Raw genomic sequence first — 26,954 nt, 5'->3', positions numbered from 1 at the left:
CGTTAGTGAATGACAACTTAGGAGGATGGCAGGAATGAAAAAAGGAATAGTTTCAAGTGTTTTAATAATGGCTCTATTATTTACAGTAACATTAGTTATGCCAGTGTCTGCGAATACAGGTGCTATTAGTCGAGTTATGTATTTTACGATTCAAAATAATACATTATGTGACGCGAGTGTGAGAATGTCTATGATACATTTTAATGTAAATAACATAAGTGATACACCTGTTTCAGCAACGGTATACTTTTATAAAAACGATGGCAGTCTATTTACAGCCTCGGGAATGAATGCGGCGGGACTAAATAGTACATTTACACCGGGTACTTCATTCGTACTGAATGCTAATAGCACATTGCCATACGCACAGAGATTTGGCGCTGTGACAGCAGGAAGTACACTTTCTACATTTGCCCCTTGTGCTGACAAGCCTGCTTATGGAAAAATTGTGGTAGAATCAAATTCTGGTCTTTTAATGGCTAATGGTTCGTTTACTGGTTCCGATCGTTTGACGACTACAGCAGAAAGCAGAAACTTATATGAAAATACACCAATTGTCATAAATGAAGGAAAACCTTTTTAAAAGTAAAGATTTAGTTAAGTGGTTATGATTAGCCCCAAAACACTAGTTAATTTAACTGATGTTTTGGGGTGTTTTTGTCCGCATAGTTTTTACTTAACATTTGGTCTGCTCTTGGATTTCTTACCGTAAGGACTGCTTTCCTCCAGTAATTAATTCAGATGAGCCTCGATACAATGTGCTTGTATGAACAATATTTGTTAAGCTTTACCTGTATCAGCCGCAGCAGGAGGGGACAGGACTTTTCCAGTCGGGGGCAAAGTATATTCAACCTTTGGTAGAGCCTCTGCATAAACGGTGCGCTCCACCGGGCCGCTTTCCTCAAGCTCTCACAGCTGGCGGCATCATCTGATTGCGCTCAAGCAGCGCCCATAGCTCTTCGGCCAGCTCTTCGGCCGGATAGGGCATGGAACGGGTTATCCACCACTCCAGAACACCAACTGCGGCGGATACTAAAAACTGCTTCAGTACCTCTTTGTTCCGGTCTTTGTTAATCCCCTGCATATCTATGTTTTCACCGAGCTGCTGAAACATCAACTCCATCATGCGGCTTCGGAAAGCGGGAATGCTCTTGTTCGTGAGCAGCGTTGCATATAGAAAAGTATGCTCCTCTAAAAATTCAAGGGTTTGAAGCAGCAGCTCTTTAGAAGAAAAGGAGGTTGCTTCCTGGGTAGGCAAGCATTTTTGCTGCAGCTGGACCAAATGGACCTCGATGCATTGATCAAGCAGATCGAATTTATCTACATAATGCAAATACACGGTGCCCCGGTTTACATTCGCCTGATCTGCGATCTCATTGATTGTTATTTGCTCAAAATTTTTCTCTGCCATAAGTGCAATAAAAGCTTTCATAATCGCTTCCCGCGTTTTGAGCACCCGTCTGTCCATAGGACCCTCCTGAAAAATGGTTTTGAACAACTTTGCCAAATCTGTTGAATAATCAACAAATGGGCCCATTTTAGCGATTGAAGCGAGCCCAAGTCGTTGGTACTATCATTGTATTGAACGAGTGTTGATAAAGCAACAAATGTTCAATAAGATGGGAGGGCAATATGAAAATATTAGTTTATGGCGCGGGCGTGTTAGGCAGCTATCTGGCCCATGTGTTAGTACAGGGAGGCAATGATGTTACGGTGCTTGCCAGAGGCAGCAGAGCGGAGGAGCTGAGCAGTGACGGGCTCGTGATTCGCCATTATTTTCAGCGTAAAACGACCGTAGATAAAGTGAAGGTCATTCAGACGCTCCCGGCGGATGACAACTATGACTTGATTTTTGTCGTGATGAAATATAATGATTTTCCAGCGGTGCTGCCGATTTTGGCGAAAAATAAAAGCCGCCATATTGTGCTTGTCGGCAATAATCCGACGGCCAGTACGACGGAGCAAGAGTTATTGGCGGATAGCTTGCCTGACAAAAAGGTCGCCTTCGGCTTCCAGCTAAGCGGCGGCCGCAGAGAAAAGGGGCGCATGATCGCCGTACGTGGAGGCGGTCAAATGGTGCTTGGCAGCCTGAACGGACCTGTTCCCTTTAAAGATTTAATCGACAAAGCATTTGCGGTAGCGAAATATAAAATCGATTATCATGAGGATATAGATGCATGGCTTAAAAGCCACATCGTGCCGATTCTGGTGTTGAGCTCCGTCAGCTATGTCAAAGATAATCAATTTAAACATATAGCGAAAGACAAAAAGCTGCTCCAGCAAATGATTGCAGCTGTTGATGAAGGCTTTAAAGTAATGGAGGCTGTCGGCTATACGATTACACCTGCTAATCAGGTTGATTATTTTCGTCGGAAAAGGCAGCTCGTCTACTTTTTTCTGAAAATTTATCATCGGCTTCCCGTTGCGAAAATGATAGATGGCTCATTCGTGGAAATCGCCCATTTGCATAAAGCGTTTGATGTTTGGAAGCAGCAAGCTCGTATAGCAACGCCAAACTGGAATGAGCTTGAGGAGGCGTTCATCTCTAAAATGGAGGGGGAGGCTAACGGAAGACGATAAGCGGGGGATGAAAAAGGACAGCGCGGCTTCGCTCAAGCCTGCTGTCCTTGCTTATTGGCTTTTCAGTGGTTGATGTCCAGCTGTGCCTGAAGCCGTTCCAGTTCCGCTGCCGCCCCCGATCCGCTTGAAAATAAGCCGAAGCAGCGGCGGAACCGCAAAATAGATAAACCAAATGCGAAACAGCTGGTAGCAGCTGACGATGGCAATATCGGCATGAATTTCCTTCGCCATAATGCCCATTTGATCCATTCCGCCGGGGACCATGCTTAGGAAGGCAGTTGCGGGCGCAATCGTATGCAGCTTTCCAAGCAGCACGGTAAGGCCAAATGCACCGACTAGCAGAACAATTCCGCTAGCGACGGCGAGCAGCGTCATTCGCACTTTGCTTTTCAGACTCTCTGGCCGCAGCAGCAGCCCCACATAAGTGCCGATCATCAATTGTGCGGCGTTAATCATGGCCGATGGAAGTACAGGAGCATCCACGCCAAAGCCGTGAATAATCGCCGTTGCAATCATTGGGCCCAGCAAATAGGCGGAGGGCATTTTGATCCTTTTCGCCAGCAGGGCAGCCGCCACGCATGCGATGGCGAAAGGTACAATGCCGGGAAATAACGCGGCCCAGTAAGCACCCTCAGAACCATCCGTTATTGCTTTAGCCGCCTCATGCACTCCACCAAATAGAGGGCTGAATACGAGCAGCGGCACACAGAAAATAATCATCATTAATCGCGACACCTGCAAAAAGGTGACGACCGTAATATCAATCCCCTTCGTATCCTCCGCCAAAATCACCATTTGCGACAAGCCGCCGGGAATACAGCCCATGAGCACGGTCGGCAGCGGCAGTCCAGACAGCTTGGCGAAAGTCACGGCGATTAAACCGCTGAACAGCAAAAGAAGCACGGTCATCAGCACCATAGTCGGTAGCTGATGACCCATCTGCCTGATCGTATCCAGCGTTAGCGACAGTCCGATCGAATAGCCGATCATAATGAGTGCGGTATCGCGTATAGAGCTGGGCCACTCCGGCCGCAGCTTCTCCTTGAGCAAGCGGGAGCCGATGAAGGCGAAGACCATCGGGCCGAGCAGCCAAGCAAGCGGCACCTGCAGCAGCGTGAATAGAAAACCGCCAGTCAGCGCGAGTGCAAGTGTAATAAGAAAGCGGATCACAATTGATCAGCTAGCTCGGCAATCCGTTTGTTTGCGTCTCCTTGGAACAACCCGCCGTGGTAGCAAATTACCTGCTCGATATCAAAAGCTTTAAATTTGCCGAGGGAACGGATAGCCTCAGCCATATCAGGTGTAGCAGCAGGCACTGGCCCAGATAGCTGGCCATCGATAACGACCATGGCATCGCCCGCAAGAAGCGTCTTGCTTGGCTGGTGGTATAAAGCGACATGCCCCGGCGTATGGCCGGGTGTATGAATGACGGTAAGACCGCCGCCGAAGTCGAGTGTATCGCCATCTGCAATCGTCAAATTGACGTTCGGACGGGTTGGGTGTATGAACGTGTTCTCAAAGGCTGTCCGCTGCTGCTCAGGCATCGTGTCCAGCAGCTGTGCCATCCTTTCAGGAGATGCTTTGAGCAGCGGCTCTTGCCCGTCAATGGCGGCCAGATCCCCAAGATGAGCGTAAACGACAGGCAGCTTGCGGCTTCCGGACAGAAAACCTGGCAAGCCGCCAATATGATCTAGATCCTGATGGGTAAGTATAATCGCGCTAGGCGGTGCATCGGGGAACCCCGCTTCTACGACGATTCGCTGAATGGCTTCGGCAGAGCCGGGCAGACCAGTATCCACCAGCACCCAGAAGTCCGGTCCCCATATCGCTGTGGGATGGAATACTCGTTGATTGCCTCCCAAGCTTAAAGTCAATTCCAGCATTTCAATTCCTTCAGCTATGCGCATGTGCAGGCCACCGCGTCTTTCCTATTTATATAGAAACAAGCGGCAGCGCACCTCCTTTACCAGTAAAGTAAAACTTATGAGTTCAATATAGAACTAAATAGTTTCGGTGTCAACTCTACACATTGACCTTGCTCTTTCCTCATGTCAAGATAGGGGGGAGGTGGGCATACAGATGGAGGAATTACGAAAAGGAAAAATTTTGGATGCTGCTTTAGCGCTTTTTCGAGAGAAGGGGTACAGCGCTGTTTCCATGCAAAATATTGCTGAAGCTTGCGGCATGGCGAAAGCGAGCATTTATAAATTTTTTGCTTCCAAGGAAGATTTATTTACCGAGGTGTTTACCGTCTGCTACCGTTCTTTGCTGGAGCAGGAAGCGGAGCTTGACCGCGTGCAATCGCAGCAGGGCCTTGCGCCAAAGGAGAAATTTCGCCGGAAAATTGAATTCCAGCTGTATTATACAATGGAGAATCATTTGTTCATGCTCGACTTTAAGGAGCTGCCGATTACGGCAAATGACAAATTTTTGACCGCATGGCAAAATAAAAAAGCCGCTATGCTGACGTGGCATCGGGAGCTGCTGACAGAGGCGTACGGCGAGCAAATCGACCACCACATATGGGATGTCGTCACGATTTTTCGAGGCATGCTGCTGCAATATTTATCCTATGCCATTCAGAAGGTCCTAGCTGTGCCGATGGCTGAGCTGGCGGCTTTTCTGGTGGACCGGATGGACGCCGTCGTCCGCGATATGGCGGCCAAGCAGCCGAAGCCGATTATTGACGGCGCCAATGTATATTTTAACCATTTGAACCCAAGCGATGAGCCGGTACGGCGGGAGACGGCCCTGCAGTTTCTGCAAACGCTAGCGGGGAAAATAGATGAGCTGCCTAGACCAGAGGCGGTTCGCGCAGAACTGCGGGAGGTCGTTTCGCTTATTCAGCAGGAGGCACGGGCAGAGCTGCGAAATCCGACCCTTTTGCGCGTGCTTGCAGCTTATTTAGAAAATGTTTCCGAGCTGAGGGCTGACGTGCGGCAGCTGAATCTCATGCTATTCTAACCGCTTGCTATGGTAAAAGGGTGGATTTGAACACATAAAACTATTTTTTACATCAATTGTAAAAATATCCGACAGATCCAGCTCTAGAATGAAAATTATTATGTCAGCGTATTCACTCCCTCCCTGAGAATGTCGATATACATATCACACAGATCAAGAGGAGTGAATTTATGAGATTTAGTATTCGATTCAAATTGCTAGCGGGTTTTATTTCGGTAGCATTACTACTTGTTGCAACAGGGCTAATCGCTATGTTTGCAATGAACGGAATGGGCGACAAAGCAAGGGAAATGAATGAAAGATGGATGCCAAGCGTGTCGCTGCTCGGTATTATGAATGGGGAAGTGTCTGACATTGAGCGTCTTGCCCTGAACATCATTGTAGAAGAGGACGCAGATGAACTCAACAAAATGAACACTGCTTTGAACGATCTTCTCGACAAGCTTAAAGCCGAAAACGAACAATTAGCAACGATGCTTCAAAGTGAAGAAGAGAAGGCATTTTTCGATGAATATAGTAAAAGTCTGGATCTCTATCTAGCCAAAATGCCGGAGTTTGTTGCATATGGCAAGGAAGGAAACTTCGCTAGGTCAAGCGAGCTGCATACGGCAGCTTACCCGCTCTGGTATACGGCCAATGATAATATTACCAAAATGATCAATCTGGGAATCGAAGGATCGAAAAGTGCTGCAGATCAGTCGGTCGACTTGGCTGAGACAAGCACGAATACCATTATTGCTGTAGTCATCATAGCTGTAATACTGGCGCTGGCTGTTGCAATCATGATTGCGCAAATGGTATCCCGGTCTGTGCAGAAAGTAAGCAGAGCGGCAGAGCAAATTGCCCAAGGCGATTTGACCGGAGAGACGATCGTTATTAAAAACCGTGATGAAATTGGCGATTTGGCTAAATCCTTTAATGCCATGACCCATAGTTTGCGCGAGGTCATTCATTCCGTTTCCATGACCTCCTCGCTCGTTGCAGCTTCCTCTGAGGAGCTGATGGCAAGCGCTGACCAGAACAGCAAGGCGTCGGAGCAAATTTCCGAGACGGTCGAGGAGCTGGCTGTCGGGACAAGCGAGCAGGTCGAGATGGTGAAGCGCTCCTCCCAAGCCATCGATGAAATGTCGATTGGCGTCGAGCAGATCGCGCTGCGTGCGCAAAGTGTATCCACATCGGCACTCGATGCGGCAGCTCAATCGTCAGAGGGCAATCGGACGATTCAACAGGCCGTTGTGCAAATGGACTCCATTCAGCGCTCGATTTCCTCGCTTGCTGAGCTGGTTACTGGACTTGGCGAGCGTTCGGATGAGATTGGCAAAATTACCGATGTGATTACGGCTATTGCGACGCAAACCAATTTGCTGGCTCTGAACGCGGCAATTGAGGCGGCAAGAGCAGGCGATCATGGTCGCGGTTTTGCGGTCGTAGCGGATGAGGTCCGCAAGCTAGCGGAGCAATCGTCTGCTTCGGCTATGCAAATTACCGGACTGGTCAGCGTTATTCAGAAGGACACGATTAATGCAGTCCAAGCTGTGACAATGAACAAACAAGAGGTGTCGCAAGGTATTTCGGTTGTGACGAATGCTGGAGAAGCGTTTGAGCAAATTTTGGATGCCGTTAACAAGGTAGCCGGCGAAATCCAAGAGGTTTCGGCTAGCGCGGAGCAAATGGCAGCAAGCACGGATGAGGTTGTCGGCTTTGTGAAGCAAATCTCCCACATTGCGGAGGAAGCTTCGGGCGGCGCGCATAATGTGTCCGCAGCGACACAGGAGCAGCTTGCTTCGATGGAGGAAATTGCTTCCTCAGCGGCATCGTTGTCCAGCATGGCTGAGGAGCTTCAGGATAAGATTAGCAGATTCAAAGTTTAAGCGAATAACGCTCTTAAGCTTTATTTGAAATAAAAGCAAAGAGGCAGATCCCGTAATATAAGGGACTGTCTCTTTGCTTTTTATGGACGTATTCCTACGGCGTGACACCGACTCATGGATTGTTTAGAAAAATGGATAAGCGCACAATTTTAGCATCTACAATACGGAAATGATAGTCGAGGAGTAACGGATCGGGTAACCCAGTTTTGTCGTAGGTTCCTTCCAACTTGCATGTTACAACAACCTCATCCTTATTTTCTTTTACTGTTCTAGGCTCTAGGGTTACGTTTGCTCCAAAATGGTATTGATCACTCCATTTTTTAATCTCTTGTTTGCCAATCCGCTGTTTAGCTTCATCCAACACAACGGCGTCTTCCGTAAAGCAATTAATAAATGCTTCCGGATCGGGTTTATTCGATGCATGTATATATTCACGGATTACAGTAGGAATTTGCATGATTTCCATTGTTCTTCCCCCTTAGTTAGTTTGAACCATTAAACGGTAGGAATGGTTCCGCCATCAATGACATATTCACTTCCTGTAATGGATGCTGCACGATCTGAGACCAAAAATGCAGCCAACTCAGCGACTTCTTCAGGAAATCCAGGGCGGCCAATTGGAATGCCTCCAAGCGAATCCATAAGCTGCTGGAGCGCACTTTCTCTGCTTCCTGTTGCAGTTGCCATCCGATCAATCAACGCATCTGCTGCTTCAGTCTGAATAAAGCCAGGAGACAATGAATTAATGCGAATACCACGGGGAGAAAATTCATTAGACAGCCCCTTGCTGTAATTAGCGAGAGCAGCTTTAGCTGCTGCATAAGCTAATGTAGTTTCATAAAGAGGCAATTTTCTTTGGATTGAGGTGAAATGAAGAATAACCCCTGATTTATTTTCCAACATGAGTGGAATTAAGCCGCGATCAAGTCTTACTGCGGCCAGAAGATTCCAATTTAATGCCTGCAGCCAATCTTCATCGCTAAGAGCAAGTGAGCCTCCTGGTGGAGTAGAGGATCCGCCAACACAATGGACAATAATATCAATACCACCAAGCTGTTCTTTCACTGCTGCAATCAATTGCTCTACTCCTTCAGGCGACGCCATATCGGCTTGAACAAATTTCACCGAAGCGGGCATGTCAGCAGATACGGAACGGGCCGTTGTCAAGACAGTAGCTCCGCTGCTTGCTAGCCTCTTCACAACAGCTTGCCCCATTCCTTTTGTACCACCAGTTACAAGCACTTTCTTGCCTTTAAATTCTGTTGCCGAGTACTCAAATGTTCTGCCCATATCCATTCCTCCTTATGATGAATAATAGTACACTTGACTCCTTTATAACGTCCAATCTATTATAATAATGAAAATGATGAATAATATTAATATAAAGAAGGTCATATGATGGAGCTTACACAATTAGAGTACTTTATGACGGTTGCACGTTTAGAACACATGACGATGGCTTCAAAGACACTCGGTATCACTCAGCCAGCGCTAAGTCATGCGATTGCCAAGCTTGAGAACGAAATCGGGGCTCCCTTGTTTGAGCGTAACGGGCGAAATTTGAAGCTGAACCGTAATGGCGCCATGTTCTCTAAATGGATTGGCAAAGCCTTGCAGAACATTGAAAGCGGCGTAAAGGAAATCGAAGAATGGTCTAACCCGGATACGGGCGTTGTTACTCTGTCCTATCTCAATATCCTTGGTGTTGACTTAATCCCTCATTTAGTTCGAAGCTATCAATTAGAATATCCCAAAATCCGCTTTGAATTGACACAAGGGAATCTTGGAGATATAGATGAACATTTGGAACAAGGACATTCGGATCTTATGATTACATCGAAGGAATCTACTTTAGACAATCATAGATGGTTGGTTATTCAGAAGGTCCCATTGTATATTGTTGTATCCTCCCAGCATCATTTAGCGAATCGTTTAGCTTTGAGTTTGGCAGAGCTTTCGGGTGAACCATTCATTGGTTTGAAAAATAATTGCGGATTAAAAGCGACGATTATGTCGCGTTTCCAACATACTGGTTTTGTGCTTGATTCGGCGTATGAAGCCGAGGACTTAATCACAGTAGCTGGTTTTGTGAAGTCAAATCTTGGTGTATCTGTCTTGCCTAAGACGATGGGATTGATGTTAAACGAACTTGTTTGGATTCCGATTACTGATGATGGCTGGTATTGGGAAATAGGCTTAAAGTGGAGGGAGGATCGACATATTTCTCCGGCTGCCAAGCGGTTTATTGCATTTGTTGAAAATGGGCAGCGGCAGTCTGATTAGCAATAACTCAACACTTTTGCAGAAATTGGTTGGATTACGCGTTTGATTTCCTATTGCTGCCGCTGGCGTATTGTTCGGGCGTGACGCCGATAACGGCTTTAAAATCCTTAATAAAATGCGACTGGTCGTGGTAGCCAAGCTCAAGCGACAGCTGCGTCCAATCGTGGCTGGGACTGCGATCCAGCGTTTCAGCGGCATTTTGCAGCCGATACAGCTGAATGACCCATTTAGGCGAAACGCCGACATATTGGTCGAATAGACGCTGCAGCGTTCTTTTGTTGATATGAAAAGCCGCACATAGCTGGTCGACCTTCGTAACGTCGCGCTGTGCCATAATCCAATCGACCATCTGATTAATGAGCGTGACCGACTCATCCTGTACGGGCAGCTTCGGTTTAATGAAGCGCTCGGCGAGCTCGACCATTGCCGCTTCCCCTTCCTGTGACAGCAGCAGTTCCTCCGTGGCGGGACCATCAACATCGAAAATTTCACGAATGTCCAGCGGGCGATCAGCTAGTGAGGACACCGGCTGCTGCATAAAAGGATAGAAGCCGCCAGGGCGGAATTTTGCCCCGAAGACGCAGCCTTTGCCTTCTACAAGATAACTATACTTCTGCTTGGCTGCGCCGAAAATACCGCTTCTTCCCTGCTGAATAATGAGATTCACGCATGGATTAGGGACAACCTCCTGCAAATACTGCTTTTGCTCAGGCAAGTCCCAGCTGACGATCCAGAAATGCTTGACGAAAAAAGCAATATCCTCGGAAGGGGCATAACGCGTAAGCTGAAAATTTTTCTCCCCCTCCTGCAAATGGAGAAGGCCCATGCTTGGTCGATGCTTGCTTGTGCTCATCATAAATTCCTCCGCATATTATTGTCGTTGTCATTATCGTTGTCGCGTTTTTACAATACATGCTGCTGCTTGCACATTATAATAATTTTATCACAGCCAAGCATACTAGCAAGATAAGGTGAAACGGCTTTCGCCGACCTCTGGCGTCGCGTCGCGTTTCATTCCGAGAAATATAGTGAAAGGATGGAACAATCATATCCTTTCCTATATTTCAAGTAAAAAGGTCAGCCCATTCACGATTGCGAAGGAGTGTAGGTATGGATTTGAAATATGATTTTTATATCAATGCCGAGCCGGAGGAGGTATGGAATGCGTTCATGAAGCCGGAAAACACGCGCAAAATCTTTTTTGGCAGCACGCTGCATTCGACCTTTGAGCCAGGCGCCCGTTATGAATACATTGGCCCGAATGAGAAGGGCGAAGAGGTTGTGCATGTATACGGAACGGTGCTGGAATATAAGCCAAATGAGCTATTCAGCTGTACGGAGCATCCGGGGCCATCCTATCGTGAAAATCATGCGGAGCTGGAGACGCGGCTTACCCTGTCGCTTGAGATGGTCGGGGGCTGCACGAAGCTGACGCTGGTGAATGATAAGTGGCCAGCAGACCACCCGTCGTATGAAAATACGAAGGCGAGCTGGTGGATGATTCTCAGCAATATTAAGACGCTGGCGGAGACGGGCAAGACGCTTGATTTTGGCTGGTAAGCGCACAAACGTAATGGGTTAAAGAGTGAGAGCAATAGAGGCATTTTTTGAAAAAAAGTAAGGATATATCCGCTTTCATCGAAAAAAAAGAACCAGAGCCATAGGCGGCTTTGGTTCTTTTTTGCGATTTAAAGAAAGAATAACGAGTCAGCTTGGTTTGGCCAAACTTCTTTACAAACCCTAAGAACAAGCTAATATGGATGTTATATACATACAAACGATCAAGGGGATGGATTTATGCGGATTAAGTTTGAGGAATGGGTTGTGGAAGCTGATATAGCCTCTATGCACAAAGCTATGGAGGAGGGCGTACTTAGCTCCGAAAAACTGACGTTAATATATTTAGAAAGAATAGAACGTTATAACCCGATCATCAATGCGGTGCTTGAACTAAATCCAGAGGCCATAGCCATCGCGAAGCAGTTGGATAAGGAACGCGAGGAGCGTGGGAGCAGGGGGCTGCTGCATGGAATTCCTATTTTGTTAAAGGATAATATAGATACGCATGACGCCATGCATACAAGCGCAGGCTCCATAGCTTTAGCAGATTCCATTGCCGAAGAGGATTCGTTCGTAGCTGCCCGCTTGCGTGAAGCGGGTGCGGTATTGCTTGGTAAAACAAATATGACCGAATGGGCAGGGTGCATGTCGGGTCAAATATGGGCGGGATACAGCTCTAGAGGCGGTCTCACGCTCAACCCATATGGCCCAGGGGAATTGTTCATTGGTGGCTCCAGTTCTGGTTCAGCGGCAGCTACCGCAATTAATTTAGCAGCAGCAGCTATTGGAACGGAGACGACAGGCTCGATCATTAGCCCTGCCAGCCAAAATGGCCTTGTCGGACTGAAGCCAACTATTGGTCTCGTTAGCCGCGCTGGCATTATCCCCATCTCTCATTCACAAGATACAGCGGGTCCTTTGACGAGAACCGTTGCTGATGCAGCACTGCTGTTGGGGGCAATGATGGGTGCGGACGGACAGCAAGAGACGCGCTTTATAAATAACTATCTCCCTTTTCTGGACGCTTCCTATTTAAAAAAAGCGAGAATCGGCATTCCCAGATTTTATTACCAGGGCTTAGATACTGATCGGCTTGAGATAGTAGAGGCTGCAATTGTCGTTCTGAGAGAGGCGGGAGTAACGATTGTTGATCCTGTAGAGCTGCCATGTGAACAGGTACAGTGGGATGGCAATGTCATCCGCTACGAATTGAAGCAGGGCTTGAATGATTATTTGGGCAAGCTTGCTGCGCATGTCCCTGTTCATTCCTTGCAGGAGGTCATTGCCTTTAATGCTGCAAACGCTGAGCAAGCGTTAAAATATGGCCAGGATATGCTTATTTCTTCGGAAGAGACGAGCGGGACCTTAACGGAGCCTGCTTATTTGGAAAGCCTAGCAAGGAATAAAGAAATGGCGGGTAGGCTTGGAATCGACCACGCACTTGCAGAGCATCAACTGGACGCGCTGCTGTTCCTTGGCAACGAGGGGGGGGACGATCTCGCTGCAAGAGCGGGTTATCCGGTTATTACCGTACCTGGCGGATATGCGGAGAAGGGGGTTGTCGCAAGTGGCGGATATGTAACCAATGGACCGCAAGGCATCACTTTTGTGGGGGCCGCCTTCAGCGAGCCGACCCTAATAAAGCTGGCTTATGGCTTTGAACAATTAACGAAGCATCGCTTTGCTCCTGTATTGAAGGAAGAAAAATAGAGTTTGAGGCTGCTGCGTAATATTTTCAAAGTATTGCAGCTTGATAACCTTGGCTGTAGCTAGGGAGGGGAAGCCACGATGAGTGTAAAGCTTTTATATATCGAGGATGACAAGGAAATTGGAGATTTCGTATGTGCCCATTTGAAGGAGCAGGGCTATGAGGTGCTATGGCTGCTCAGCGGTGAACGGGCGCTGGAGAAGGCAGAGGGCTGTGGACTGGCGATTTTGGATGTGATGCTGCCGGGTCTGGATGGCTTTACGATTGGGCAGAGGCTGAAAAAAAACGACCCGAGCCTGCCGATTTTAATGTTGTCCGCTCGGACGGCCATTGATGATAAGCTGCAGGGCCTGCAATTTGCTGATGATTATTTGACCAAGCCTTTTCATCCTGATGAGCTGACGGCAAGGGTCGAGGTGCTGCTGCGCCGCTTTGCGAACGTTGCGGCTGAGCCGCTGGCGGTGAAGCATTGGCTCGTGTATGAGCAGGAGAACCGGATTGAAAATCGGGAGACCGGAGAAGAGCTGATTTTGACCGGCAAGCAGTTTCAAATTTTCTCCTACCTCCTGCGGCATCTAGGGCAGATTATGACGAAGGAGCAAATTTATGAGGGTGTATGGGGCGAAGCTTACCTGGAAGGGGACAAGACGCTGATGGTACATATCCGTTATTTGCGCGAGAAGCTGGAGAAGGACCCGGCTCATCCCGAAATTATTGAAACGGTGCGGGGCATCGGATATCGGGTGAAGCCGTGAAGCGGGAAAAGAAGGAGCAGCGGACAGGCAAAGGTGGCCGTTTTTTTCAATCGCTGCAATCCAAATATTTGCTCATTATTTTATTGGCGTTTCTGTTCGTGCCGATCGTGTTTCCAGTGGCAACGATTATGTATTATTTGCTGGGAGTTGCCGTTCAACAGCAGGACATGCAGGAGCTTAAGTACGGCAACACCAGCCAGATTGAGCTAATGTTTCATCAGCAGGCGGCTGAGCTCTCCGGCGCATCCAACCAGCACATCAATGACACGCTGCACAAGCTGCGGGAGCGTTATCCGGATGCTTCCTTTTTTTGGGTCGATGGGAATGGAAAGACCAAGCTGGAGCTCGGCGGGCAGATCGGACTGCCGGCGATTTGGTCGAGTGAGGATAGCATCCAGTTTATGAAGGAATATACCGGCTCGGACATGTTTACAGTTGTAGCCTTTATCGGAGATAAGCCGCTCAGCCAAGGCTTTATGGCGATGCAATTGCCGCGTACGCTTGTTCAAAGCAGCACGCCGCTGATTTCTGGTGCCCCTTTTTATATTCTTTTTCTCATCCTTGTGTTCCTATTTTTCGTGGCTTTGTCGCTGTTGTTCTTTCGCCATATACGCAGGCGCTTGCTGCGTTTGCAGGCTGCTATGAAGAGGCAGGGGGAGGAAGGGCTGCCGCTGCTGGTAGAGCAGCAGAAGCACGATGAGATCGGACAGCTCGAAACCGCTTTTAACGAAATGATTTTGCAGCTTAGAGCGAGCAGGCAGCGGGAACGCGAGGAAGAGGAGCTGCGCAAGGAGCTGATTGCGAATTTATCGCATGATCTCCGCACACCGATGACGGTGATGGGCGGTCAGCTGTATACGCTGCACAAGGAGCCTCTTAGTCAGGCGGGACGCGAAACGGTGAAGCAGCTGGAACATAAAATCGATACGGTCAGCAGTCTGATTGAAAATCTGCTCTCGTATACGCTGATGACCAGCGGACGGTATCCGCTGGAGCTTGCGCCGCAGGATGTACTCCGGCTTGTCAGGGAAAGCGCAGCCTCCTGGTATCCGCTTTGGGAGCGCGAAGGACTGGCGGCGGATATTGAATTGCCCGAGCAGGCGCTCATCTGGCGTGTGGACAAGGAGGGCTTCCGCCGTATTTTGGACAATCTGTTCCAAAATGTTATGCGGCATGCCGCGGACGGTGGTTACATTGGAGCAGCCATAGTGCAACATGGCGAGCATTCGGCACTCGTCATTTCGGATAGGGGGCCCGGCACCCAGTCGGCCTCGAAGGAAAAAGGAGCAGGCATCGGCCTTGCGATTGTTCATTATTTGGTCCGCGAGATGGGGCTGGCGTGGCATATCGACAGCTCGGCTGCTGGCACGCGTATTCTGATCTACCCGGAAGCGGCGGCGGGTTATTTTTTAAACAAAATTTAAACAAAGCAGGTCTATGGTTTTAACCTTGATGCGTTATTCTAGCTTTCGAGGTGATAGACATGAACGAGTGGGTCATAGAAACGAAGGGACTTAGTAAAAAATATAAAGGGCGCTACGCCGTATCGGGTCTGAATTTGCAAATTGCCAAAGGCGACATTTATGGCTTCCTTGGGCCCAATGGCGCGGGAAAAACGACGACCATCCGCATGCTGCTTGGGCTGATTAAGCCGTCCAGCGGCAGTGTGCATATTTTTGGCAAAGCGCTGCAAAAGGAACGGCTGGCGATTCTTCGCAAAATTGGCTCGCTGGTGGAGTACCCGTCCTATTACGGGCATTTAACAGCAATCGATAATTTGGAGGCGATTCGCCGAATTATTGATGCTCCAAAGACGAGAATTTCCGAGGTGCTGGACATCGTTGGTTTAACGAAGGAAGCCCGGCGGCCCGTAAAGGGCTATTCGCTCGGCATGAAGCAGCGTCTTGGCATCGCCAGCGCATTGCTGGGCAATCCGGAGCTGCTGATATTGGATGAGCCAACGAATGGCCTCGACCCATCCGGCATTTTGGAAATTCGCGAGCTGATTAAGCGCATGCCGCAGCAGCATGGCATTACGGTGCTCATCTCCAGCCATTTGCTGAGCGAGGTTGAACAAATGGCTAGAACGGTGGGCATTGTTCGCCAAGGGGAGCTTGTTTTTCAGGATACGATTCAAAATTTGCAGCAGCAGGCACAAGGCTCGATTGTACTGCGGGTATCCGACCCGCAAGCGGCGCTGCTCACCTTGTATGAGCAGGGCTTGGACGCTGTCAGAGAGGGCGCGCTCATTACACTGGAAGGAGTTAGTGATGCTGCTGCGGCGCAGATGGTCAATCAATTAGTAGCGCGCAAGCATGAAGTGTACCGCATCGAGGAAAAGAGAAAGTCGCTGGAGGACCTTTTCCTGCAAATTGTTGGGGAAGGGGGACAGAGGTGATGGGCATGCTTTTCAGGGCACTATCTGCCGATTTATTGAAAATACGTCGTAAAGGGCTTTGGGCGCTCGTAATATTCGCTCCTTTTGGCGTTGTATTGCTGCAAGCTGTCAATTTTGGGCTTCGTTATGACTATTTGGTGAAGCAATATTCCGAAGATTTATGGGGCGGCCTGCTGCATAACATCTTCATGTTTGTACCAATATCGCTGTTTCTCGGCTGTGTGCTTGTCAGCTCGCTGCTGGCGAATGTGGAGCATGGCACAGGCTCATGGAAGCAGCTGCTGGCGCTGCCTATATCAAGGCTGACGGTGTTTGCTGCGAAATTTGCGCTGAGCGCGATTTTGTTGGCATGCTCCTGCCTGCTGCTTGCTGTGTTCTCTGTCGCCTTAGGTGTGCTGCTTGGCTTCGGCTGGCACTTTCCGCTGACAGAGGTGCTGCGGCTAAGCTTCTATCCTTATGCAGGTGCGCTGCCCATGCTTGCATGCATGTTATGGCTCTGCATGACCTTTCGCAATCAGGGCTTCTCCATTTCCGCCGGGATCGTTACCGCGATAGCTTCCTTGTATCTTCCGGCCAAATATACGTGGCTGCCGCTGAACTGGCCGCTGCTCGCCTTCAGAGGCGAGCAGGGAGAGCTTTATATCGGCGCAGGAATATTGACCGGGCTCGTTATTTTTTCACTGGGCTCTGTCCATTTTGGCCGAAGGGATGTGGTCTAAAATGGCTGCATTCATGAGGCTGCTGGCTTCCGAGCGGCTTAAGCTATCCCGTACCTTCATCTGGCTGCTCGTTCCCATTAGTCCGCTGCTGGCTCTTTTTCTAGGCATTCTCTCTAATTCAATAGAGGGCACGCCTGCCGAGCAATATGAAGGCTTGTATTCATCCATGGCGTTGTTTCATGCGGTGCTGCTTTTGCCGATTTTGACAGGCGTCTTTGCGGCTTTCGTCTGCCGCTATGAGCATGCAGGGGGAGGCTGGAAGCAGCTGCTGGCGCTGCCAATATCGCGTAAATCGCTGTATTTCGCCAAGTTCTGGCTCGTTTCCGAGCTGCTCATCGGTGTGCAGCTGCTTTTCTTGGCAGCGGTGCTCATTACAGGTGCTGCCCGCGGACTCCATGAAATCCCTTGGCATTTCATGCTGCTGGGCTTGCTGGGAGGTTGGCTCGCTTGCTTGCCATTAGCAGCGCTTCAGCTGTGGGCATCCACCAGCTGGAGCAGTTTTGCAGCGCCGCTAACGATTAACGTCATGCTGACGCTGCCGAATATATTAGTTATCAACTCAGCGGAGTATGGCCCCTTTTATCCTTGGGCGCAGCCGACGATTGCGATGCTGGCACTGGGCTCCGAAAATTATGGTGCCTTCACTATGCCTCCAATGAACTTGTTTATGACGATTATAGGCAGCTTGCTTTTATTTTTTATCGGCGGCCTGCTCTATTTTCGAGCTAAAGAAATATAATAACAGGCAGCAGCAGCTCAGCCTTACGGTTTGAGCTGCTGCTGCGTTTTCTGCTGCTTATGCAAGAGCGGCCTGACCACATACCAGAAGTAGAGGGCGCTAATAAGCATAACGATAGCGGTAATGAGAAAAGGGAGCTGGACATTTTTGTGCTCCAGCATTAATCCTGTAGCATAGGCAGCCGCCGCGCCGCCTATACTGCGGAACAGAGAGCGCAGACCCGCAAAGCTGTTGCGGTCCTCGTCCGGGAGCGACGACATTGTGTTGCTGTCAATCAGCGTATTAAGGAAGGCGAACAGCCCGCCTCGCAGCAGCAGAGCGCCAGCGAACAGGCTAACCGAGCTCGTTAGGGACAGCACCGCTGCACTTATAATGGTAAGCGCGAACAGAAGCATATACGTTTTCACCTCGCCGAGCCTGGACAAGATTGAAGGCACGAGCAAGGTGCCGATGAATAAGAAGAAATAATGGGCTGCGAGCAGCGACGATACGGCTTCATTTTCCCAATCGAGCTGGTACTTTACGATGACGTTCAGGAAGGGCATGGTTAAAGCGCCAGCAATGCCGGATATGAAAATAAACCCGGACAGCAGCCAAACCTGCTTCGTCGGCAATAGTTGAGCGAGCGAACGCGTGAATTTACGCGAAGCGGATTTTTCCACAATGGTCACCCGATCCTCGCAGCCAGCTCCCGTCTTCCTAGCATTCGCTGCCGCTGTCAGTCGATCATCTCCCGGGTGGTGTGCCTCCTGCGTTTGCTGCTTCACTGCAGCGTGGCGGTCAGAAGGCAGCTTCAAGCCGCGAATGATCGCAAGCAGCAGCATGAATATCGCTGCCAGCCACAGCTGCGGCTCATAGTTGTCTTCAGGCGTGCCAAGCCAGCGGGGCAAATACCCGCCGAGCAGCGTACCGCCGATGTTGAAGAACATAAATACAGCAAGAAACAGGCTGTAAGCCTGCGTTTCCGATTCCCGTGAACGATTATATTGAAACAACAGCTGTGTTTCCGTTGCGACAATGAATACGATGCCGCAGGACAGCATAGCCTGAGCGCAATAATATAGAAGCAAGTGGTCGCTCACTGCAAACAGCGCAAAGCTGCCGGACATCAAGCTGATGCCGATGACCATAATGCGCTTTCTACCCAGACGCCCTGCCAGCATGCTGGCGGGGATGCCGACAGCTCCTCCAATTAAGGTGCTGACCGATGTTAGGTGACCGATTGCCCCCTCATTCACACCCTTGGATAAAAAATATAAATTCAGCACAAGGCTCGACAGCCCCATGGTCATTCCAAAGCATATTTCGCTAAAAATCAGCCATTTTGCAGCGGGCGCAAGCTGTTTAATGGCCTTGCCGTATCCAAACATAACGATCCCCAATCTGATGATGAACAGTGCTTTCGTTAAACGACTCTACTGCTTCCCATGTGGAATTTTAACTTTCATGAAGTATAACATGAGCGGTTAGGAGCGTATAGAAGTCCAGGGGATTCCTTGGCGCGTCATGTCTTACCTAAAATTCAGAAAGCTCTTAAGAGGACGGCTTGTGGCGTAGTCATGAGAAAGCTCATTGACAGCCTATACGCTTTTCTCTATTATTAGTGAGAATCATTATTACTGAATCGAAACGGAGATAACGACAACATGATTAGAACGACCAAGAAAACGCTGCTAGCTATTGCAGCTACGATTTTCCTCGTATCAACCGTGCTTATGGCATGTACGAAGCAGGAAGCGGCTCCAAGTGCGAGCAATGGAACTGCTGAAAACGCAGCAGTTGCAACAGAGAAGGCCATTACGCTATCTTGGCCGCGCGATATTGGAACGATGAATCCCCACACCTATAACCCTTCACAGCTATTTGCCCAATCGATGATTTATGAGCCATTGGTCAGCTATAAAGCAGGAGGCAAGCTTGAGCCGATGCTGGCTGAATCATGGACAATTTCGGAGGATGGCAAGGAATATACCTTCAAGCTTCGTCAAAATGTGAAATTTTCCGACGGAACGTCTTTTAATGCAGCGATCGTGAAGAAAAATTTTGATGCGGTCATGAAAAACCCGAATTTGCACAGCTGGCTTGGCGTTATCAACGTTCTGGACAAGACGGAAGCTGTTGACGAATACACCTTTAAAATGACGCTTAAGCAGGCGTATTATCCAGCTATTCAGGATCTCTCGCTCGTTCGCCCCGTTCGTTTCCTGGGTGAAGCCGGTTTCCCGGATGACGGAGACACTTCTAAAGGAATTAAAGAGCCGGTTGGAACAGGACCGTGGTTGCTGGCTGAATACAAGAAGGACGAATATGCCGTATTTACGCGCAACCCGAATTACTGGGGCGAAAGTCCAAAAATCGATAAAATCACCGTCAAAATCATTCCTGACCCGGAAACACGCGTATTGGCGTTTGAAAAAGGCGAGCTTGATTTGATTTATGGAGAAGGTGTCATCAGTATGGATGCCTTTAATCAATTGAAAGAATCCGGAAAGTATACAACCCAATTGTCCGAGCCGGTCGGAACAAGAAGCTTGCTGCTGAATACAACCAATGACAAGCTTTCCGATTTGCGGGTGCGTCTGGCGCTCCAATCTGGCTTCAATAAGCAGGCGATGGTTGAAGGCATTACGCTCGGCCTTGAGGAAAAGGCGGATACGATTTTGTCCAAAAACTTCCCTTACACGGATATCGACGTACAGCCTGTTGAATACAACACGGACCAAGCGTCTGCTTACCTAGATGAAGCGGGCTGGAAGCTGCCTGCCGGGAAAGCGGTTCGCGAGAAGGATGGACAGGCATTAGAGCTGGAATTGATCTTCGATAAGACTGATCCGATTCAAAAAGCGATGGCTGAAACGATGCAAGCCGAATGGAGCGCTATCGGCGTTAAGCTGAACATTACGGGACTTGAGCTCACGACGCAAATTCAACGCCGGAAAGCGGGCGATTTTGACCTTGATTTCTGGTACAACTACGGAGCACCTTATGACCCGCATTCCTTCATTAATGTTGTAGCAGAAAAAGGCTGGGGTGTTGCCGAAGCCAATTCCGGCTTGCCAATGAAGCAAGAGCTCGATGAGCAAATTCATGAAGCGCTTGCCTCGACGGATGAGACGAAGCGCCAGCAGCTTTACAGCTCGATTTTGCTGACGCTGCAGGAGCAGTCGGCGATTGTGCCAATTTCCTATATTAAGAAAACGGTCGTGTTCCAAAACAAGGTGACGGACTTTGCGTTCCCTGCGAACCGGGACGAAAATCCTTTTGAAGGAATAAACATTAGCCAGTAGCAAGCAGCCAGCAGGGAGGCAATCCATGATCAGCTATATCGGGAAGCGATTGCTCGCAATCGTTCCCATCATTCTTTTTGCCATTCTTATTACGTTCGTGCTGATTCATGTTTCGCCTGTAGACCCAGCGGAAGCCTATTTAACAGCTGCCCATATTCATCCGACGGAGGAGCTGCTCGCCGAGAAGAGACATGAATTTGGCCTGGATCAGCCTTTACTTGTTCAATATTGGCATACGGTCGTCAAGATGGCGCAGCTTGATTTTGGGCAATCGTATATGACGAATGAGCCGGTATGGGAGGATGTGGTGTCGAAAATGCCCGCGACGGTGCAGCTCGCCGTCAGCAGCATTTTGTTTGCGATGCTCGTCAGCATCCCGCTCGGCTTTTTATCGGCCATTTATAAAAACAGCTTGATTGATTATTTCAGTAGAGGGCTCTCCTATTTCGGGGCGTCCATCCCGCAGTTTTGGCTCGGTTATTTATTGATGTTTTTTTTCGCCGTCAAGCTGGATCTGCTTCCCGTAGAAGGCAAAGGCTCGTGGGAGCATCTCGTGCTCCCGACGCTAACGCTGTCACTCGCTCTTATCGCTATCTATACCCGGCTGCTGCGTGCGAGTGTATTGGAGCAATTGCAGGAGTCGTATGTGATATATGCGAAGACGCGTGGAATCAAACAGCGGATTATTATGGTCAAGCATGTGCTGAAAATAGCGATTTCGCCCGTCATTACAGGACTTGGCATGAACTTTGGCAAATTGCTGACCGGGACGATTATCGTGGAGCAGGTATTTTCCTGGCCGGGGTTCGGACGTTATTTTGTCGATGCGATTTTCAATCGTGATATTCCGGTCATCCAGTGTTATGTTTTCCTTGCGGCTTGCTTGTTCATTATCTGCAATTTAATCGTTGATTTGGTACAGCTTTATATGGATCCCCGAATTTCCCTGAAAGGAAGAACCGACCAGTGATTGCGAGACTACGCACCGTCCTGAGGGGCCAGAAAGCGATTGCCATATGCACGGCCATTTTACTAGTTTTCGCAATAGTGACGCTTTTAGCTCCATGGATTTCGCCGCATGATCCCATTAAAGTCAATTTGGCGCTTAAGCTGCAGTCGCCCTCGGCAGACTATTGGCTCGGTACCGATCATTTAGGGCGTGACAATTTTTCGCGTCTGCTGCATGGCGCCCGTATTTCGCTTGGCCTAGCGTTCCTGATTTTCATTGCCTCCCTGGGGATTGGCTTAGTGATAGGAACCATTGCAGGGTATAGAGGGGGCTGGTTGGATGCCTGCCTGATGCGCTTTTGCGAAGCGGTCATGACGATTCCGAATCTCGTGCTTGTGCTGGGTATGGTCGGCATTTTTGGACCGGGACTGCTGCAGGTTGTGCTCGCATTGATGCTGGTACAGTGGGTGTATTACGCCCGCATGTTCCGCGGCATGGTTATCAGCTTAAAAGAACGCCAGTTTATTACCGCCGCTCGTATCAGCGGCTCCTCTGAGTGGAAAATTATTAGACGGCATATTATTCCGAATGTGCTGCCGCCGATTTTGGTCATGGGAACGCTTGAAATGGGCTGGGCGATTATGGATATCTCGGCTTTATCGTTTCTAGGCCTCGGCATTCAGCCGCCGACCCCGGAGTGGGGAGCGATGATTCATGAAGGCAAAGCCTTTATTCGCAGCCATCCGGAATTGATGTTATATCCGGGCTTGATGATTTTGCTTGTGGTCATTACATTCAACGTTTTAGGCGAGGCGTTGTCGGAGCGGTTTGGGGTAAAACGACGGATGTGAATAGGAATGAGGCCCATGGTGGAAAAATCTCGCAAGGTACTGCAGGTAAGCGGCTTGCGTGTGAAAGTAAAGTCGGAGCAAGGGATGCTTTCCCTAGTCGAGGATATTCATTTTGATATTGAGCGTGGCCAGGTGCTTGGCCTTGTAGGAGAGAGCGGCAGCGGCAAGTCGGTAACCTGCAATTCCCTGCTGCAGCTGCTGGACCCGAAGCATACGACCGTCGAAGGCAGCATTCAATTGAATGGCCGTGAGCTGAATGGTCTGAAGGCGGAGGACATGCGGCGAATACGCGGCAAAGAAATGTCTTTCATTATGCAAAATCCAATGAATGCTTTTACGCCGGTATATACGATTGGCGTTCCTTTCATTGAAACGATTCGCACGCATACCGCCCTTACGAAAAAACAAGCAGCAGAGCTGGCAGTCACCGCGATGGAGGCGATGAATTTGCCTGATCCCGCCAAGCTGCTGAACTTGTATCCGTTCCAGCTCAGCGGGGGCATGCTGCAAAGGGTCATGATTGCGATATGCATGGTTCTGCGTCCAGCGGTCGTCATTGCAGATGAACCAACAACGGCGCTGGATGTCGTGAACCAATTGCAGGTGCTGAGAGAGCTGGATCGCCTGCGTGTGGAGCATGGCACGTCGATTCTGCTCATTTCCCATGATTTAGGCGTCATTTCGGAATTGGCGGACGAGGTTGCTGTGATGCAGCAGGGGCGGATTGTAGAAAAGGCAGATGTGTTTCAATTGTTTGACCACCCGCAGCATCCATACACGCAGAAGCTGCTGAATGCCAGACCGAAGCTGCCGGACCATTTGAGCGGGTATTTTGAAAACAGGGGGTAACGTATGCTGCTGCAGGTAAAGGAAGTCACCCATACCTATGGTGAGACGAGGCTGCTATGGCGTTCTTCCAAGCGTGCCCCTGTGCTCTCGAATGTTTCTCTTGCTCTGGAGGAAGGCGAATGCCTCGGTCTGCTCGGGACGAGCGGTGCGGGAAAAAGCACATTAGGCAAAGTGATTCTCGGATTGGAAAGGCCGCAGGCAGGTCAGGTTTTCTTTCAGGGACATGATCTTTATCACTCGGATAAAGCGACACGCAGAGCATTGCGCCGGGATTTGCAAGTGGTGTTTCAGGACTGCTACTCATCGGTCAATCCGCGTGCGACGGCGGAGCAGATTATTGGGGAGCCATTGGAAAATTATGAGCGTCTGTCCCTGCAGGAGCAAAAAAGAACGATTGGCGGGCTGCTTGAACGGGTCGGCCTGAAGCCGGATGACATGCGGAAATACCCGAACCAATTTAGCGGAGGCCAATTGCAGCGTATTAATATTGCGAGAGCGATTGCTTTAAAGCCAAAGCTGATTGTGCTGGACGAATCGGTCAGCAGTCTCGATATGGTGAATCAAACGCATATTTTGAGCTTATTAAGCGAGCTGAGGGCGGATTTTGGGCTTTCGTATGTGTTTATTACGCATGATATTAAAGCGGCCTACTCCATATCGGATAAGCTTGCAGTAATGGAGCATGGGCAAATCGTTGAGATGTGCGACGATAAAGATCAAGTTTTTGCATCCCCTCACAGGGCCGTGAAAAAACTGCTTGCCGCGATGCTTCCTGAGCATCCTCGCTATCGTTCACGTTCGTTGGGCAGCCGTTCAGAGGCTTAATCGTAGACATAGAAGATCGCAAACAAAGAAGACTCCAGCCCCACTTGTAAAGTGGCTTTGGAGTCTTCTTTGTTTGCATTATTAATGACGGATGCCGCTAAGCACGAATGTGGCAAGTAGATTCACAGTGGCAGCGAGTACGCTGCCTTGTCACATCGCCTTGCTGCCGACGTATTGCTTCTTACGCACATAGAAGCGGTTAGCTGCCATGCGAACGAGCTGATACGTGACCTCAGCGACGAGAATGCCGCCAACAACATCAAGCAGGGAATGCTGCTTAATGAATACGGTAGAGGCGATGATCAGCCACATGAGGACGCTCCAGGCGATACGGGAAACGTTACCCAGCTTCAGGTCTCGGTTGATCGTAATGAACAGCAAATAGCTGGTGAGGCAATGCACGCTTGGGAAGCAATTAAGCGGAGCATCATTGTTATAAATAAACTGTACCAGCGTCAGCGCCAAATTGCTTGGTTCAATGTCCGGGCGCGGCACATACGTAGCAAACAATAGAAAAATCACATTGCAGCCCATAACGGCAATATTGTAGGCAGCTAGAACGCGCCAATAGATTTTGCGGTCAACAATGGCAAAGTAGATAAACGCCAAATACATGACAGGCATCCAGCTCATATAAGGAAAGACAAACCAGGAGAGGAAAGGGATTTTTAAGTCAATCCAATAATAGTTGTAATGGACGGTTTCAATGGCACCTGCATTTCTCCCAATCCATAAGTAAATCAATCCTTGTATATAAATGGTTGAAACACCCAATACATGCCACCATCGTAAAAAAAACGACTTCATCACGGCCTCCTTAAGCGACGCACATACAATTTTTAAAAATATTAGCTTATATAAGTATCACACTTATAATGGGCTCATATTTCACCGCGAAACGTTAGCTTTGCCGCCAGAGGACGGCGACAGTCGTTTACGCTAGTCATTTCTATGCCTTAACTATAGACAATTTAGCTTCCTATTTCAAATTGTATGCGATTTCCCTGATTTCTCCTGAAACACAATCGCGTTTTCGATGGTAGGGCATACAGGCTGTTTCAGCCGGTTTGGTACGTTATCGGGAGAATATGGCAGGATGTTTCTGGATGCCTCCCATGAGCTTGTGAGAGAGTGGCTAAGCACATATTATCGGACCAGAGGCGGTCTGACCGGATTTTATACATCCTGCAAAGTCCGCTATACTTAAAGAAACCCGATCGCTGGGGAGAAGGTGAAACGGCTGTCGCCGTCCTTTGGCGGCGCGGTGCGTTTCAGTCCGAGAAATATAAGCGTAATTATAGTGTGAAACTTATAACTCTTATATTTGAACAAAATGGAGGTTACTCACTTGACTTACAAGAAGATGTTGGGACGCCGAAACGAAATTCTGAAACGACACTTGAACTCATTCATTCTTAAAAATAACCGGGAAGGCTTGAGCGGCCAAGAGCACAACTTTTACCAAAGCATGCTCAAGGAGCTGTACCAAGGCGAATCACAGCTGAATTCGATGAAAAGCTAAGCTTATTGAAAACAAATGCGTATGCATCAAAGGATATGCAGGCAAGTGGAATAGGGTTACTGAAGGCTGCTGGGAAATGACCAGCAGTCTTTTTTTGTCGTGTTTTTAGATGTTAGCGCCCCTCTCTTCGTTAGGAGACACCAAATTTGTCGTTATTGGGGAGCTGTTAGAATAATGATCAGGGGATGAAACATGAAGGGAAGGAAATCCATAGCCTAACGCGAGCAGGTTAACAGGCGCTCGCGTTAGGCTATGGATTTCTTTTTTTACGTGCTAAGTACTCAATAGCGCTTCTCAGCGAAAACCGTAGCGAAGCTGCTGTCGACTCCTTCAATAAACAAGGGCACCGCGTAGACGACGCTCACATTGGACAAATTATGATTTAAGTTCATATCCTCGATCAACAGGATAAATCGTCCATCCACCCGGTCTTTCCCAAGCATGGTTTGGTGGAACGCGATGCCTTCATCCATATGCAGTGGAGATGTAGAAGAAATAAAATCCATGCCTACAGCCCGCAGGGAATCAAACACCATTAAGTAGTTTGCGGCGGATACGGAAAAACCGGGGTTATGATTGCCGTAGCGAACAGGATCAGACTCACGAATTTCGCCGAATCCCGTGCGAATGAGCAGCAAATCTGAACCGGCGATTTGGTTGGCGAAAGGTTCTAGATCTGCTTTAGTAATCAGCTCATTATCGGTTTTGGGAATATCGAGGACGGTCACATGGGTGAAGACGAAATAATCAATGGGAAGGTCGCTTAATTTTTTGCCTTGCGGATTAAAATGCCAGGGACCGTCGATGTGGGTGCCGCTATGATTAATGGTTTTTATAATAAATTGATTAAACAGGTCGCCTCTTTGGATGCTGAACTGCTGCACGATCTCAACAGGAGGATTATCTTTATAGACAGGAGTATGCACACTTAGCGGATAGGACAAGAGCAGTCGCTTCATTTCAAGTACTCTCCTTTATATTTATTTTGTAGTGCCTTTTCTACTGCTCTCGCGAGTCTGTAATTGAAGCAAGCCAGTCTCGCCGCCTAATACAGCATGGAACTATCCTATTGATGAAGCGGCTTATTCATGACC

27 protein-coding genes are annotated in these 26,954 nt (G+C 48.8%); 17 read left to right on the top strand and 10 right to left on the bottom strand.

Annotated elements, in window-relative coordinates; genetic code table 11:
* Nucleotides 1–34 precede the first annotated feature (34 nt).
* Nucleotides 35–583 carry a hypothetical protein gene (locus ACSR9A_RS09630; RefSeq protein WP_473756950.1) on the top strand — a complete coding sequence of 183 codons (549 nt, stop codon included), beginning with the start codon at nucleotides 35–37 and terminating at the stop codon, nucleotides 581–583.
* A gap of 197 nt (nucleotides 584–780) precedes the next feature.
* Here the strand turns inward: ACSR9A_RS09630 and ACSR9A_RS09625 are convergent, their stop codons facing one another.
* On the bottom strand, nucleotides 781–888 hold the full coding sequence (locus tag ACSR9A_RS09625) for a hypothetical protein (RefSeq protein ID WP_473756949.1): 108 nt from the start codon (nucleotides 886–888) through the stop codon (nucleotides 781–783).
* Between the two features lie 13 nt (nucleotides 889–901).
* Nucleotides 902–1,468, bottom strand: coding sequence for a TetR/AcrR family transcriptional regulator (locus ACSR9A_RS09620; protein WP_473756948.1), 567 nt, complete (start codon nucleotides 1,466–1,468; stop codon nucleotides 902–904).
* A gap of 164 nt (nucleotides 1,469–1,632) precedes the next feature.
* Between ACSR9A_RS09620 and ACSR9A_RS09615 the strand changes: the two genes are divergently transcribed.
* On the top strand, nucleotides 1,633–2,580 hold the full coding sequence (locus ACSR9A_RS09615) for a ketopantoate reductase family protein (protein ID WP_473756947.1): 948 nt from the start codon (nucleotides 1,633–1,635) through the stop codon (nucleotides 2,578–2,580).
* 51 nt (nucleotides 2,581–2,631) lie between these two features.
* Here the strand turns inward: ACSR9A_RS09615 and ACSR9A_RS09610 are convergent, their stop codons facing one another.
* Both ACSR9A_RS09610 and ACSR9A_RS09605 read right to left on the bottom strand, forming a co-directional pair.
* Nucleotides 2,632–3,750 carry an AbrB family transcriptional regulator gene (locus ACSR9A_RS09610; protein WP_473756946.1) on the bottom strand — a complete coding sequence of 373 codons (1,119 nt, stop codon included), beginning with the start codon at nucleotides 3,748–3,750 and terminating at the stop codon, nucleotides 2,632–2,634.
* On the bottom strand, nucleotides 3,747–4,487 hold the full coding sequence (locus ACSR9A_RS09605) for an MBL fold metallo-hydrolase (RefSeq protein ID WP_473756945.1): 741 nt from the start codon (nucleotides 4,485–4,487) through the stop codon (nucleotides 3,747–3,749). Before ACSR9A_RS09605 ends, ACSR9A_RS09610 begins: the two co-directional genes overlap by 4 nt.
* A 172-nt stretch (nucleotides 4,488–4,659) precedes the next feature.
* Here ACSR9A_RS09605 and ACSR9A_RS09600 point away from each other — a divergent pair, with 172 nt between their 5' ends.
* Nucleotides 4,660–5,544 (top strand): TetR/AcrR family transcriptional regulator, encoded by an 885-nt coding sequence (locus tag ACSR9A_RS09600; protein WP_473756944.1) that lies wholly within the window; start codon nucleotides 4,660–4,662, stop codon nucleotides 5,542–5,544.
* A 170-nt stretch (nucleotides 5,545–5,714) separates the two neighbouring features.
* Nucleotides 5,715–7,415, top strand: a complete 1,701-nt coding sequence (locus tag ACSR9A_RS09595) for a methyl-accepting chemotaxis protein (protein ID WP_473756943.1) — start codon at nucleotides 5,715–5,717, stop codon at nucleotides 7,413–7,415.
* 112 nt (nucleotides 7,416–7,527) lie between these two features.
* On the opposite strand, the gene ACSR9A_RS09590 is transcribed toward ACSR9A_RS09595, so the two are convergent.
* Nucleotides 7,528–7,881 carry a nuclear transport factor 2 family protein gene (locus ACSR9A_RS09590; protein ID WP_473756942.1) on the bottom strand — a complete coding sequence of 118 codons (354 nt, stop codon included), beginning with the start codon at nucleotides 7,879–7,881 and terminating at the stop codon, nucleotides 7,528–7,530.
* Between the two features lie 29 nt (nucleotides 7,882–7,910).
* On the bottom strand, nucleotides 7,911–8,705 hold the full coding sequence (locus tag ACSR9A_RS09585; RefSeq protein ID WP_473756941.1) for an SDR family oxidoreductase: 795 nt from the start codon (nucleotides 8,703–8,705) through the stop codon (nucleotides 7,911–7,913).
* A 108-nt stretch (nucleotides 8,706–8,813) separates the two neighbouring features.
* On the opposite strand from ACSR9A_RS09585, the gene ACSR9A_RS09580 reads away from it, so the two are divergent.
* The gene (locus ACSR9A_RS09580) at nucleotides 8,814–9,698 is read left to right on the top strand and encodes a LysR family transcriptional regulator (protein WP_473756940.1); all 885 of its coding nucleotides are present in this window, start codon (nucleotides 8,814–8,816) and stop codon (nucleotides 9,696–9,698) included.
* A 34-nt stretch (nucleotides 9,699–9,732) separates the two neighbouring features.
* Here the strand turns inward: ACSR9A_RS09580 and ACSR9A_RS09575 are convergent, their stop codons facing one another.
* Nucleotides 9,733–10,554 (bottom strand): AraC family transcriptional regulator, encoded by an 822-nt coding sequence (locus tag ACSR9A_RS09575; protein WP_473756938.1) that lies wholly within the window; start codon nucleotides 10,552–10,554, stop codon nucleotides 9,733–9,735.
* 254 nt (nucleotides 10,555–10,808) lie between these two features.
* Between ACSR9A_RS09575 and ACSR9A_RS09570 the strand changes: the two genes are divergently transcribed.
* The 7 genes from ACSR9A_RS09570 (at nucleotide 10,809) to ACSR9A_RS09540 (ending at nucleotide 17,577) form a co-directional block, all read left to right on the top strand.
* Nucleotides 10,809–11,258, top strand: a complete 450-nt coding sequence (locus ACSR9A_RS09570; protein WP_473756937.1) for an SRPBCC domain-containing protein — start codon at nucleotides 10,809–10,811, stop codon at nucleotides 11,256–11,258.
* Between the two features lie 237 nt (nucleotides 11,259–11,495).
* Nucleotides 11,496–12,968, top strand: a complete 1,473-nt coding sequence (locus ACSR9A_RS09565) for an amidase family protein (protein ID WP_473756935.1) — start codon at nucleotides 11,496–11,498, stop codon at nucleotides 12,966–12,968.
* A 78-nt stretch (nucleotides 12,969–13,046) separates the two neighbouring features.
* Nucleotides 13,047–13,721: a response regulator transcription factor gene (locus tag ACSR9A_RS09560; RefSeq protein WP_473756933.1), complete on the top strand. Its 675-nt coding sequence runs from the start codon at nucleotides 13,047–13,049 to the stop codon at nucleotides 13,719–13,721.
* On the top strand, nucleotides 13,718–15,145 hold the full coding sequence (locus ACSR9A_RS09555; RefSeq protein WP_473756932.1) for a sensor histidine kinase: 1,428 nt from the start codon (nucleotides 13,718–13,720) through the stop codon (nucleotides 15,143–15,145). The genes ACSR9A_RS09560 and ACSR9A_RS09555 overlap by 4 nt, the downstream gene beginning before the upstream one ends.
* Before the next feature lie 59 nt (nucleotides 15,146–15,204).
* Nucleotides 15,205–16,119, top strand: a complete 915-nt coding sequence (locus tag ACSR9A_RS09550; protein ID WP_473756931.1) for an ABC transporter ATP-binding protein — start codon at nucleotides 15,205–15,207, stop codon at nucleotides 16,117–16,119.
* Nucleotides 16,119–16,838, top strand: coding sequence for an ABC transporter permease (locus tag ACSR9A_RS09545; RefSeq protein ID WP_473757076.1), 720 nt, complete (start codon nucleotides 16,119–16,121; stop codon nucleotides 16,836–16,838). The genes ACSR9A_RS09550 and ACSR9A_RS09545 overlap by 1 nt, the downstream gene beginning before the upstream one ends.
* Nucleotide 16,839: 1 nt before the next feature.
* Nucleotides 16,840–17,577 (top strand): ABC transporter permease, encoded by a 738-nt coding sequence (locus ACSR9A_RS09540; RefSeq protein ID WP_473756930.1) that lies wholly within the window; start codon nucleotides 16,840–16,842, stop codon nucleotides 17,575–17,577.
* Nucleotides 17,578–17,600: 23 nt separating this feature from the next.
* Here the strand turns inward: ACSR9A_RS09540 and ACSR9A_RS09535 are convergent, their stop codons facing one another.
* Nucleotides 17,601–18,947 carry an MFS transporter gene (locus ACSR9A_RS09535; RefSeq protein WP_473756929.1) on the bottom strand — a complete coding sequence of 449 codons (1,347 nt, stop codon included), beginning with the start codon at nucleotides 18,945–18,947 and terminating at the stop codon, nucleotides 17,601–17,603.
* Nucleotides 18,948–19,223: 276 nt separating this feature from the next.
* On the opposite strand from ACSR9A_RS09535, the gene nikA reads away from it, so the two are divergent.
* The 5 genes from nikA to nikE are packed head-to-tail and all read left to right on the top strand — an operon-like array spanning nucleotide 19,224 to nucleotide 24,338.
* Nucleotides 19,224–20,864 (top strand): nickel ABC transporter substrate-binding protein, encoded by a 1,641-nt coding sequence (nikA, locus tag ACSR9A_RS09530; protein ID WP_473756927.1) that lies wholly within the window; start codon nucleotides 19,224–19,226, stop codon nucleotides 20,862–20,864.
* A 25-nt stretch (nucleotides 20,865–20,889) separates the two neighbouring features.
* Nucleotides 20,890–21,834: a nickel ABC transporter permease subunit NikB gene (gene nikB, locus ACSR9A_RS09525; protein WP_473756926.1), complete on the top strand. Its 945-nt coding sequence runs from the start codon at nucleotides 20,890–20,892 to the stop codon at nucleotides 21,832–21,834.
* Entirely contained in the window at nucleotides 21,834–22,664 is an 831-nt protein-coding gene (gene nikC / locus ACSR9A_RS09520; RefSeq protein ID WP_445933823.1) for a nickel ABC transporter permease subunit NikC, read from the top strand. Before nikB ends, nikC begins: the two co-directional genes overlap by 1 nt.
* A 15-nt stretch (nucleotides 22,665–22,679) precedes the next feature.
* Complete coding sequence (gene nikD, locus ACSR9A_RS09515) at nucleotides 22,680–23,513, top strand: nickel import ATP-binding protein NikD (protein ID WP_473756925.1); 834 nt, start codon at nucleotides 22,680–22,682, stop codon at nucleotides 23,511–23,513.
* 3 nt (nucleotides 23,514–23,516) lie between these two features.
* Complete coding sequence (gene nikE, locus ACSR9A_RS09510) at nucleotides 23,517–24,338, top strand: nickel import ATP-binding protein NikE (protein ID WP_473756924.1); 822 nt, start codon at nucleotides 23,517–23,519, stop codon at nucleotides 24,336–24,338.
* 150 nt (nucleotides 24,339–24,488) lie between these two features.
* Here nikE and ACSR9A_RS09505 read toward each other — a convergent pair whose 3' ends face one another.
* Both ACSR9A_RS09505 and ACSR9A_RS09500 read right to left on the bottom strand, forming a co-directional pair.
* Nucleotides 24,489–25,145 (bottom strand): phosphatase PAP2 family protein, encoded by a 657-nt coding sequence (locus tag ACSR9A_RS09505; RefSeq protein ID WP_473756923.1) that lies wholly within the window; start codon nucleotides 25,143–25,145, stop codon nucleotides 24,489–24,491.
* A 996-nt stretch (nucleotides 25,146–26,141) separates the two neighbouring features.
* Nucleotides 26,142–26,819 carry a cyclase family protein gene (locus ACSR9A_RS09500; RefSeq protein WP_473756922.1) on the bottom strand — a complete coding sequence of 226 codons (678 nt, stop codon included), beginning with the start codon at nucleotides 26,817–26,819 and terminating at the stop codon, nucleotides 26,142–26,144.
* Nucleotides 26,820–26,954: the final 135 nt, after the last annotated feature.

The organism is Paenibacillus sp. R-74696, assembly GCF_055814915.1.
The sequence above is the reverse complement of the archived record's forward strand: the minus strand, read 5'-3'. Positions and strand labels throughout refer to the sequence as shown.

What these genes read in the sequence shown, in the direction of transcription:
- ACSR9A_RS09590 (WP_473756942.1), bottom strand. Translation starts at nt 7,881, where the DNA reads ATGGAAATCATGCAAATTCCTACTGTAATCCGTGAATATATACATGCA.
- ACSR9A_RS09565 (WP_473756935.1), top strand. Translation starts at nt 11,496, where the DNA reads ATGCGGATTAAGTTTGAGGAATGGGTTGTGGAAGCTGATATAGCCTCT.
- ACSR9A_RS09615 (WP_473756947.1), top strand. Translation starts at nt 1,633, where the DNA reads ATGAAAATATTAGTTTATGGCGCGGGCGTGTTAGGCAGCTATCTGGCC.
- nikA (WP_473756927.1), top strand. Translation starts at nt 19,224, where the DNA reads ATGATTAGAACGACCAAGAAAACGCTGCTAGCTATTGCAGCTACGATT.
- ACSR9A_RS09575 (WP_473756938.1), bottom strand. Translation starts at nt 10,554, where the DNA reads ATGATGAGCACAAGCAAGCATCGACCAAGCATGGGCCTTCTCCATTTG.
- ACSR9A_RS09595 (WP_473756943.1), top strand. Translation starts at nt 5,715, where the DNA reads ATGAGATTTAGTATTCGATTCAAATTGCTAGCGGGTTTTATTTCGGTA.
- ACSR9A_RS09560 (WP_473756933.1), top strand. Translation starts at nt 13,047, where the DNA reads ATGAGTGTAAAGCTTTTATATATCGAGGATGACAAGGAAATTGGAGAT.
- ACSR9A_RS09540 (WP_473756930.1), top strand. Translation starts at nt 16,840, where the DNA reads ATGGCTGCATTCATGAGGCTGCTGGCTTCCGAGCGGCTTAAGCTATCC.
- ACSR9A_RS09545 (WP_473757076.1), top strand. Translation starts at nt 16,119, where the DNA reads ATGGGCATGCTTTTCAGGGCACTATCTGCCGATTTATTGAAAATACGT.
- ACSR9A_RS09570 (WP_473756937.1), top strand. Translation starts at nt 10,809, where the DNA reads ATGGATTTGAAATATGATTTTTATATCAATGCCGAGCCGGAGGAGGTA.
- ACSR9A_RS09605 (WP_473756945.1), bottom strand. Translation starts at nt 4,487, where the DNA reads ATGCGCATAGCTGAAGGAATTGAAATGCTGGAATTGACTTTAAGCTTG.
- nikB (WP_473756926.1), top strand. Translation starts at nt 20,890, where the DNA reads ATGATCAGCTATATCGGGAAGCGATTGCTCGCAATCGTTCCCATCATT.
- ACSR9A_RS09600 (WP_473756944.1), top strand. Translation starts at nt 4,660, where the DNA reads ATGGAGGAATTACGAAAAGGAAAAATTTTGGATGCTGCTTTAGCGCTT.
- ACSR9A_RS09505 (WP_473756923.1), bottom strand. Translation starts at nt 25,145, where the DNA reads ATGAAGTCGTTTTTTTTACGATGGTGGCATGTATTGGGTGTTTCAACC.
- ACSR9A_RS09580 (WP_473756940.1), top strand. Translation starts at nt 8,814, where the DNA reads ATGGAGCTTACACAATTAGAGTACTTTATGACGGTTGCACGTTTAGAA.
- nikD (WP_473756925.1), top strand. Translation starts at nt 22,680, where the DNA reads ATGGTGGAAAAATCTCGCAAGGTACTGCAGGTAAGCGGCTTGCGTGTG.
- ACSR9A_RS09500 (WP_473756922.1), bottom strand. Translation starts at nt 26,819, where the DNA reads ATGAAGCGACTGCTCTTGTCCTATCCGCTAAGTGTGCATACTCCTGTC.
- ACSR9A_RS09535 (WP_473756929.1), bottom strand. Translation starts at nt 18,947, where the DNA reads ATGTTTGGATACGGCAAGGCCATTAAACAGCTTGCGCCCGCTGCAAAA.
- ACSR9A_RS09585 (WP_473756941.1), bottom strand. Translation starts at nt 8,705, where the DNA reads ATGGGCAGAACATTTGAGTACTCGGCAACAGAATTTAAAGGCAAGAAA.
- ACSR9A_RS09550 (WP_473756931.1), top strand. Translation starts at nt 15,205, where the DNA reads ATGAACGAGTGGGTCATAGAAACGAAGGGACTTAGTAAAAAATATAAA.
- nikE (WP_473756924.1), top strand. Translation starts at nt 23,517, where the DNA reads ATGCTGCTGCAGGTAAAGGAAGTCACCCATACCTATGGTGAGACGAGG.
- ACSR9A_RS09630 (WP_473756950.1), top strand. Translation starts at nt 35, where the DNA reads ATGAAAAAAGGAATAGTTTCAAGTGTTTTAATAATGGCTCTATTATTT.
- ACSR9A_RS09620 (WP_473756948.1), bottom strand. Translation starts at nt 1,468, where the DNA reads ATGGACAGACGGGTGCTCAAAACGCGGGAAGCGATTATGAAAGCTTTT.